This is a genomic window from Nocardioides oceani (assembly GCF_030412965.1).
GTDB classification, from domain to species: Bacteria; Actinomycetota; Actinomycetes; order Propionibacteriales; family Nocardioidaceae; genus Nocardioides; species Nocardioides oceani.
Genome location: NZ_JAUHJQ010000029.1, coordinates 1 through 7,376 on the forward strand (window position 1 = coordinate 1; position 7,376 = coordinate 7,376).

10 protein-coding genes are annotated in these 7,376 nt (G+C 67.6%); all 10 read right to left on the reverse strand.

Translation table 11 applies throughout. From position 1 onward, the window contains the following. Nucleotides 1–97 precede the first annotated feature (97 nt). The 10 genes from QWY28_RS22905 to QWY28_RS22950 all read right to left on the reverse strand — a co-directional run bounded on the left by QWY28_RS22905 (nt 98) and on the right by QWY28_RS22950 (nt 7,073). Nucleotides 98–1,288 (reverse strand): ThiF family adenylyltransferase, encoded by a 1,191-nt coding sequence (locus tag QWY28_RS22905; RefSeq protein WP_300955240.1) that lies wholly within the window; start codon nt 1,286–1,288, stop codon nt 98–100. Beyond that, nucleotides 1,285–1,635 carry a hypothetical protein gene (locus QWY28_RS22910; RefSeq protein WP_300955241.1) on the reverse strand — a complete coding sequence of 117 codons (351 nt, stop codon included), beginning with the start codon at nt 1,633–1,635 and terminating at the stop codon, nt 1,285–1,287. Before QWY28_RS22910 ends, QWY28_RS22905 begins: the two co-directional genes overlap by 4 nt. 10 nt (nt 1,636–1,645) lie before the next feature. Beyond that, nucleotides 1,646–1,885, reverse strand: coding sequence for a hypothetical protein (locus tag QWY28_RS22915; protein WP_300955242.1), 240 nt, complete (start codon nt 1,883–1,885; stop codon nt 1,646–1,648). Nucleotides 1,886–1,975: 90 nt separating this feature from the next. After that, nucleotides 1,976–2,131: a hypothetical protein gene (locus tag QWY28_RS22920; protein ID WP_300955243.1), complete on the reverse strand. Its 156-nt coding sequence runs from the start codon at nt 2,129–2,131 to the stop codon at nt 1,976–1,978. 83 nt (nt 2,132–2,214) lie between these two features. After that, entirely contained in the window at nt 2,215–3,246 is a 1,032-nt protein-coding gene (locus tag QWY28_RS22925; protein WP_300955244.1) for an ImmA/IrrE family metallo-endopeptidase, read from the reverse strand. Beyond that, nucleotides 3,243–3,911: a hypothetical protein gene (locus QWY28_RS22930; RefSeq protein ID WP_300955245.1), complete on the reverse strand. Its 669-nt coding sequence runs from the start codon at nt 3,909–3,911 to the stop codon at nt 3,243–3,245. Before QWY28_RS22930 ends, QWY28_RS22925 begins: the two co-directional genes overlap by 4 nt. Then, a complete protein-coding gene (locus tag QWY28_RS22935; protein WP_300955246.1) occupies nt 3,908–4,480 on the reverse strand; it encodes a sigma-70 family RNA polymerase sigma factor in 573 nt (190 codons plus the stop codon). The genes QWY28_RS22930 and QWY28_RS22935 overlap by 4 nt, the downstream gene beginning before the upstream one ends. Before the next feature lie 489 nt (nt 4,481–4,969). Further along, nucleotides 4,970–6,361 (reverse strand): mercury(II) reductase, encoded by a 1,392-nt coding sequence (gene merA / locus QWY28_RS22940; RefSeq protein WP_300955247.1) that lies wholly within the window; start codon nt 6,359–6,361, stop codon nt 4,970–4,972. Nucleotides 6,362–6,438: 77 nt separating this feature from the next. Beyond that, nucleotides 6,439–6,852 carry an organomercurial lyase gene (merB, locus tag QWY28_RS22945; RefSeq protein ID WP_300955248.1) on the reverse strand — a complete coding sequence of 138 codons (414 nt, stop codon included), beginning with the start codon at nt 6,850–6,852 and terminating at the stop codon, nt 6,439–6,441. Then, nucleotides 6,837–7,073, reverse strand: a complete 237-nt coding sequence (locus tag QWY28_RS22950) for a hypothetical protein (RefSeq protein WP_300955249.1) — start codon at nt 7,071–7,073, stop codon at nt 6,837–6,839. The genes merB and QWY28_RS22950 overlap by 16 nt, the downstream gene beginning before the upstream one ends. Nucleotides 7,074–7,376 lie beyond the last annotated feature (303 nt).

Consider the following 7,376-nt stretch of genomic DNA (forward strand, 5'->3'; position numbering starts at 1 on the left):
TTGTTGGTCTCTTCGACGATCCGGACAGCTCCCTCACGGAACTCCCGGTCGTACTTCTTCCGCTTCTCTGGCATCTCGATCCTCATTGTCGATGCCTCTACGGTCCGGGGGGAACCTCATTCTGCTTCCCGGGCACGGGCTGGCCGGACCTCTCGATGTAGGTCGGGTCATCGAACAACCCGAGTCGGTCGCGGGCGACTTGCGCGGGATCGAGCTGGCCGTTGCACTGCAGGCAGGGACGGCCGGGTCGGACGATGTGGGTGCGGACTGTGGCGTTACGCATCTGCCCGGTCTCGAAGGTGTCGATCCCGATCCCGCCGTCGATGACCGGGATCAGGTCGGTGTACGGGATCTGGTTGAGGACGGCCCTGGGCCATGGCCGGTCGACGCAGGAGAAGATCACGTCGTAGTCCAGAACCGTGCTCTGGCCCCGGGTTCTGGTGACGTCGAGCTGGTGGCGGCCGAACTCGAAGGAGGCGGCAGTCGCCGCGCTGCGGCACGCTCGCTCGGCGACGTCGACCTTGGGGACCCGGAGCCGGGCGTCACGGCGGGTCGCGGCGACCAGGCGGTCGCGGTTCACCTCCTTGACGACGTCGAAGTCCATCACCGCGACCTTCTCGATCCCGGTCGCGGCCAGCCGGATAGCCACGTCCATACCCACGCTGCCGGCACCGACCACCAGCACTCGCAGACGCGCCATGTCGGCCTGCGGGCGCTCGCCCCATGCCGAGACGGTGCGCAGCTGGCTGGGCATCGGGGCTGGGACCGGGACCAACTGGTCGTTCCAGCTGACCTCGAGCCGTGCGCCCAGGACCCGGACACTCTCGGCGTCGACGTGGTCCACGGCGCTTCCGGCGGCACTCCAGCGGCGGGCCGACCACGTGTGGTCCTTGCCGGCGAGGGTTATTCCGACCAGCGGCTGGCCGGTGACCTGCTCGACCAGTTGGGCATAGGACGCCTCGGCGTCGGCGTCGAGGTCGCTGAGCTCCTGCCAACCGCGGCCGCCGGGGTGGGAGTGGAGGATCACCACGCCCAAACCGAGGTTGCGGGCTTGGCGTGCGACTCGCAGGACGTACCGGCCGGTGACGCTGGCGTTGCCGTGGACCTTCCGCTCTCCCTCGAGGGGAAGGCACGCGTCGCGGAGCAGCGCCGTGTCGCGCTCGGCACCTGTGGAAGGTGCGTACATGGCCAGGCAGAGGTCCTCCTGGCCGTCGGAGCGGATCAGGTGCCGCGTCAGGGTCTCGTCGAATGCCTTGGTCATCGCGACCGAGAAACGCCGCGGGGTCATGCGGTAGCTCCGGCGATCACGCTGCGCACGTGGGAGAGCCAGGCCATGCCGTGGTTGATCTCCTGCGCCCAGCCCTTGATGTCGCGGGAGTGACCGACCCAGCCGGGGTGGGGCGAGGCCCCGGTGTTCGACGCCGGGATGGTGACGTCGGCTGGGAGGTGCACCCAGTGGGGCGGGGTCGCTGGCCACAGCTGCGCCTCGGACTCGGCCACGCCGCTCTCGACCGGCTGGCCGGCGCGGGCACCGTGGGCGGGAGTGAGGGTGTAGGTGAGTAAACCGTGACGGAGCACGGGTGCTGCGCTGAGCGCTTCCAGGCACCTCACCATGGCGTCGATTCCGTGCTCCATCCCGGCCTCCTCAGGCCACCGGGGCGCTGGCGCGCACCGTGACGAAGTCGTCGCCGTCCTGGACGATGACCTGCTGGTCGTCCTTGAACGCCTCACCATCGCCGTGCAGCTTGGCCAGGTCGTACATCGCCGGGTCCAGGCCCGCGAGGGTGAGGATGGCGCCGGCGGTCTGGTGCTTCTCGCTCACCGTGAACTCGACGTTATCGACGGTGAAGGTGATGGTTTGGGGCGGCTTCTTGTCGTTGGTCATGACTGTTCTCCTTGCTGACTTGCTCGTGGTTGATTGCTCATGCGCATGGGTGATGTCGTAGGGCAACGGTGGTGCGTGTGTGAGGCTGGTCTACTTCTCGTTGCGGACGCCCTTGTGCTGCTGCGGGCTGCCGTTGAGGATCCGGCCAGTCTTCGAGTCCCGCTTGAACCAGGTGCCCTTGACCTTGAACTCGCTGCGTCCCTTGACCGCGCCGACGCGGTGGCCCTTGCCGGTGTTCTTCGCCATCTGTGGTGTCGTCTCCTGCCCGAGAGTCGTCGGGGCGGTCCCGGCGTCCTCTCAGCAGGTAGTCGAGGCGGAGGCGAAGCCTGTTAGCGGCACTCCTCGCACAGGCCGTTGACGAGCAGGTTCGGGCGGAAGATCAAGAAACAGCCGCCGGCACACATGATCAGCTCGTCCTGCTGGCGCTCGCAGCGACACTTTCCACACTCCGGGCAGTGCGCCTCGTCGCAGGTCGGGCACGGGTATCCACGGACCTTCTGGGTCTGCCCGCAGCAGTGGATCTCGCGTTCTGGCCGCTGATCGAACTCACGCGCCGTGTTGGGGTGGAACCTTTCGGCGCCCCACAGGTCAGTGTCGGCGAGCACGGCGATCCACCGTCCGCGGACCTCGACGGCGTCGAGGTAGAAGTCGGCCCGCTCGCCCCACGGCATCGCCCAGAAGCTGCGCCTCCGGATGGATCCGCCTGCGCGAACGTGGTGGAGCGGGTGGCCAGCCGGGACGTCCTGTCCGGGCCACGGGTAGACCTTGGGCCAGCCCCGTTCCGGGTCTGGGCGGATGCTCGCGTAGGCCACGACTGCCGGATCCGGGGGGCCGCGGTGTTCGACGATCACTACGGCGCCGAGCCCTGGCAGTCGCGCGGCGAGGGCGATCGCACACGCGGGGATGCTGGCGTTGCTGTGCTCATAGAGGTCGAGGACGTGCCGGGCCTGCATGGGCCCGGCCTGGACGACCTGGTCGATGGACGACTGGGTCAACAGCAGCCGTTGGGCGATGCCGTCGCAGACCGTCTCGAGCTCCTGGTTCGGGTCAGGCTGCTCGAAGAGCCAGTCGTAGACCGGCGGGGTCTGGGTCACCAGCCAGTGGCCCAGCTCGTGGGCCAGGGTGAAGTTCTCCCGGCGGCTGTAGGGAGTGGGCGCAAAGAGGATCACCTGGTCCTGGAGGAAGGAGACGCCGTCGCAGGCCCCGCCATCACCGCGTCGCTGCGCGAGGTGCGGGGCCTGCTGGACCTTCAGGTCAAGTCCGTCGCGGAGCACCGTGATCGGGTCGGCGGCGAATCCGACGCGAACTTGCGGCGTGAGAACCGCGAGGGCGGCCTCGACGCACTCCTCGATCGTTCTCATTGGCCCTGGTTCGCCTCCAGGGCGCGGACGAGCTCCTCCACCGACGCCAGCATCTGCTCCTTGTCGGGCTCGTCTCCACGGTGAACCGTGGCCAGCATCCGTGACTGCAGAGCCGATACCGCCATGGTTGGGGACATCCGTTGGATCTGCGCGAACCGCTGAGCGAGGTCACGAAAGCGTGGTGTTGCTGCGACATCCTCGGCCACCGCGCGGAGCGTGTTTGGCTTCGGCTCAGCCTTTGCAACCAGACGATCAGGGTCGATGCGCACCTCTTCGGCGATCGCCTTGATCAGCGCCGGGGGAACGTCCGGCGCGGCACGTGTTTGCCACCGGAACACGTCGGTGGTGTCCACCTGCCACCCGCGTGCACTCAGTCGGGCCGCCAACGCCGTGGGCTTGACGCTGCTTGCCTTGCAGGCGCGCACGAGAGCGGCGGCGTCGAGCTGGAAGCCGGGATCCGGCACCACGCCCAGCATCGCGGCGACGGGATCCTCCTCCAGGGGAGGGGCGGTGTGTGCTGCCTCCCACACCAGGTCGCCGGCATCGAGCAGCGCCCGGATCTGCTCGCGCTGGTCGCCGTCGAGTCGCATGAGCATATGCTCGCGCCGCGGGCCAGGTGGTTCTTCCAGCAGTTGCTCCAGCAGTCGGTCGGTCTCTTCGTTCATAGGTCCACCTCCTTCGCCCCCAAGATCTTGATCAATTCCTTCCTCGCCTTCGCCGAGATCTGCCTGACCCGGGAGCTGGACACCCCGAGCTCGTCGGCGACCTCCTGGGAGGACCGCTCCAGCCCCGCGCACTGCCACAGAACGTGGGCCGCCTGGTGGTCCCATGCCTCCAGTTCGACCAGCGCATCCTGCACGGTCTGCACCCTGTGGTGACGTTCGATCAGCTCAACGACACCGGAAGCGGGGTCGTCTTCGACCTGGTCGCCGCCGTGCCGCTCGTCCTCGAGGGGGGTGGCCTCGTCGACCACGAGCTGTTCGCGACGGTGCGCGGCCGACTTCCACAGGTCCCGGATCTTGTTCTGGACCGCTCGGACCAAGAACGCCTCCCAGTTGCGCACCTCCTGGCGTGGTGGGTTCTTGACCATCGACATCATCACCTCACCGGTCACGTCCTCGGCCCGGTTGTGCCGATCGGTGCGCAGCATGCCGAAGGCGACGCGGTACATGGTTTCGCGGTGCTCCAGGTACACAGCAGCGAGGTCCGGGCCGACACTGGGCGCCTCGGCCATTGATGCCTGTTGTTGTGGTTCCATTCTCAACCCCTCGACGAGGGCCCTCGGATCTCGAATGCTAGTTCTGGCAGGTAGTCGAGGCCGGCACTTCGCCTGTTAACGCCAGGCACGTCGTACGCGTGACCCCCCGGGCGTTGGGCGGCGTTGGGCAACCCGGGGGCTGTCGTTCGACGCAATGCCCGAACTTGCTGGTCCGCGTGCCGCGAATGTCGGCCGTGTTAAGTCCAGCGACCCAGTGCTCTTTGAACAAGATTCGAGTTGTTCAACGTTCGCTGCATCTCGACAAGTGTCGAGATGCGCGCCAGATGGACGAACTTTCCGCAGGGAACGTTGACGAATCCGAGGGTCCGGGCGTTTAGGTCAAAGTGCGGCGGTCCGCCAGGTGCGCAGTTCGCTCCGGATCTCGATACAGCGGGCATCCTCGATGTCTCCCTGACACCGGGTTCAGTCGCGGTCGTACCGCGCCTCGCGAGGACGGGCCGGTCGTCAGGCGCAGCAGGAGGTGGGCAACTCGTCGCGGAACAGCCCGGCCGCGATGCGCAGGCTCTCGGCCATGGTCAGGTAGGGCGCCCAGGTGTCGGCGACGTCGTCGATGGTCATGCCCATCTTGATGGCGTAGGTGGCGGCGAGCATGATCTCGCCCGCGCCGTCGGCGGCGGCGTGCACACCGAGCAGCTTGCCCGTGGTCGCGTCCGCGACCACCTTCAATGCTCCTCGAGTGTTGTGGTTGACCAGTGCTCTGGGCACGTGTTCCATGCTGAGGACCCGGCAGGCACAGTCGTAGCCCTGGCGGAGGGCTTCTTTCTCGGTCAATCCTGCAGAGGCCAGCTGGGGGCGGGTGAAGATCACCGCTGGCAGTCCGGTGTAGTCCACGGTGGCCGCAGTGGTCCGATCCTGGGCCAGTGCGTTGATGGCGGCTACGCGTCCGGAGGCGGCGGCGACGTAGACGAACTGGGGCGTCCCGGCGACATCGCCGGCGGCATAGATGCGCGGGTTCGAGGTGCGCTGATGGTCATCGATCTCGATGAAGCCGCGCCGGTCGGTCTCCACGCCGGCCGCCCGCAGGTCCAACGCGCTCGTCTCGGGTCGTCGACCGGTGGCCACCAGCAGGCGGTGAGCGGTGATGTGTTCACCTGATGTGGTGGTGACCCGCACCCTGCCGTCGTCGGTGGTCTGGGCGCGAGCGGCATGCTCCTCGACCATGTTGATGCCGGCCTCGGCGAACACGCCCTTCATGACGGCGCGCAGTTCGGGTTCGATGTGTGGTGCGAGGCGCCCGATCACGGTGACCGCGGATCCGAGGTGAGCGAACAGTTGTGCCTGTTCCATGCCGACGTAGCCGCCACCGATGACGACGAGCGATTCAGGCAGGCTCTGCTGCTCCATCGCGGTGGTTGAAGTCAGATAGTCCACCGAATCGATTCCCTGGATGTCGGAGACGACCGGCATCGATCCCGTGGCGACGATGTAGGCCCGCGCCCGTACCGGGCTGCCGTTCACCTCCAACGTCTCGGGGCCGGTGAACCTGGCCTCGCCGGTAACGACCGGAAAGCCCCACGCCTTGGCAACGTCGGCGTACTTGTGCTGCTGCAGCCCTCCGATCAGCTCGGCCTTCTGCGCCACCAACGCGGCCAGGTCCACACCGTCCGCCGAGGTCGGGACACCCGCGAACGGATTGGTCAGGGCCGCATGCCTGGTGCCGGCCGCGGCCAGCAGGGTCTTGGAGGGAACGCAGCCCACATTGACGCAGGTACCGCCGAGAGCACCGCGCTCGATCAGCATCACCGATGCCCCGGCCTTGCGCGCGGCGATGCCCGCAGCCATTGCGGCGCCACCGGATCCGATCACGGCAAGATCGATGTCGAAATTCTCGGGCACGTGGTGCTCCTTCGCAGGTGGCTGTCGACGATGGGTTCCTGGGGCCTTCGTGCGCTGGGCTGGCCCTGGGTGGTGCGCTAGCGGGGGGCTGCGGCCCAGCCGAGCTGGGTCATCGCCTGCTTGGTGACCTCGAAGTCTTCGGCGATTGTGACGACCTTGCCGTCGGGGTTGTGTGCGAGCCAGTCGGCGGCGGCTTCGGCGGAGCTGAAGAAGTTGCCCAGGGCACAGACCTGGGCGCGGATGTCGTCTACCGCGTGGTCGGGGCGCACCTTGGACACCACGGCGTGGGGTGGGTCCACGCTCAGGATCTGCTCGGGGGTCAGCTCGACCCGGGTGGGTTGGCCGGCGGCCGGGCAGGTGGACTCGATGACTCCTGATCGGCCGAGCATGACCGAGACCTCGAGGGCGTCGGTGGCGCAGAACGTGTAGACCGTCTGGTGGTCGAAGGTGAACCGATGCGGTGTCTCGCGCAGGGTTACCCCGAACCCCACGATGCGGCCCTGGGCGTCCCAGTCCGTGCCGGGGTGCCGGGGTGCCGGGAGAGTTCGTCACGCAGATCCTGTTCGGTCCAGCCGCCGGCGGCGGCCGCCGCGGCCACGGTGACCGGTTCGCCGGCGGCGAGCAGGCGACCCAGATGCAGCGGCAGGTCGGGCAGCCCGAACTGCTCACGGATCAGGGCGACCAGGTGCTGTGCCTCGTTCGTCACGGTCATGTCGTCGGTCTCCTCTCGTGGGGTGTGCGGTGGGGCGGTCATGCGAGCAGTGCTCCGAAGAGGCGCGCGGCGAGAGCTTCGGCTTGGGGTTGAGTGAGGATCTGGCCCGGGATGCGTGAGTGAGCGGCCATCCATGCCTGGGCGGCGGTCTCGTCGGTGAAAGTTGAGGTAGTCACAGCAGCAGTGAGTGTGCCAGTCTGAAGTGGCCCCACTTGGAGCCGTAGTGCTGGCTTGAAGTGGCCCCACCCTCGACCTACTTGTCCCCGTACTTTCGTGCCCGTCTGCCAAGGCGAGTCACGAGAG

What these genes read in the sequence shown, in the direction of transcription:
- QWY28_RS22905 (WP_300955240.1), bottom strand. Translation starts at nt 1,288, where the DNA reads ATGACCCCGCGGCGTTTCTCGGTCGCGATGACCAAGGCATTCGACGAG.
- QWY28_RS22910 (WP_300955241.1), bottom strand. Translation starts at nt 1,635, where the DNA reads ATGGAGCACGGAATCGACGCCATGGTGAGGTGCCTGGAAGCGCTCAGC.
- QWY28_RS22915 (WP_300955242.1), bottom strand. Translation starts at nt 1,885, where the DNA reads ATGACCAACGACAAGAAGCCGCCCCAAACCATCACCTTCACCGTCGAT.
- QWY28_RS22920 (WP_300955243.1), bottom strand. Translation starts at nt 2,131, where the DNA reads ATGGCGAAGAACACCGGCAAGGGCCACCGCGTCGGCGCGGTCAAGGGA.
- QWY28_RS22925 (WP_300955244.1), bottom strand. Translation starts at nt 3,246, where the DNA reads ATGAGAACGATCGAGGAGTGCGTCGAGGCCGCCCTCGCGGTTCTCACG.
- QWY28_RS22930 (WP_300955245.1), bottom strand. Translation starts at nt 3,911, where the DNA reads ATGAACGAAGAGACCGACCGACTGCTGGAGCAACTGCTGGAAGAACCA.
- QWY28_RS22935 (WP_300955246.1), bottom strand. Translation starts at nt 4,480, where the DNA reads ATGGCCGAGGCGCCCAGTGTCGGCCCGGACCTCGCTGCTGTGTACCTG.
- QWY28_RS22950 (WP_300955249.1), bottom strand. Translation starts at nt 7,073, where the DNA reads ATGACCGTGACGAACGAGGCACAGCACCTGGTCGCCCTGATCCGTGAG.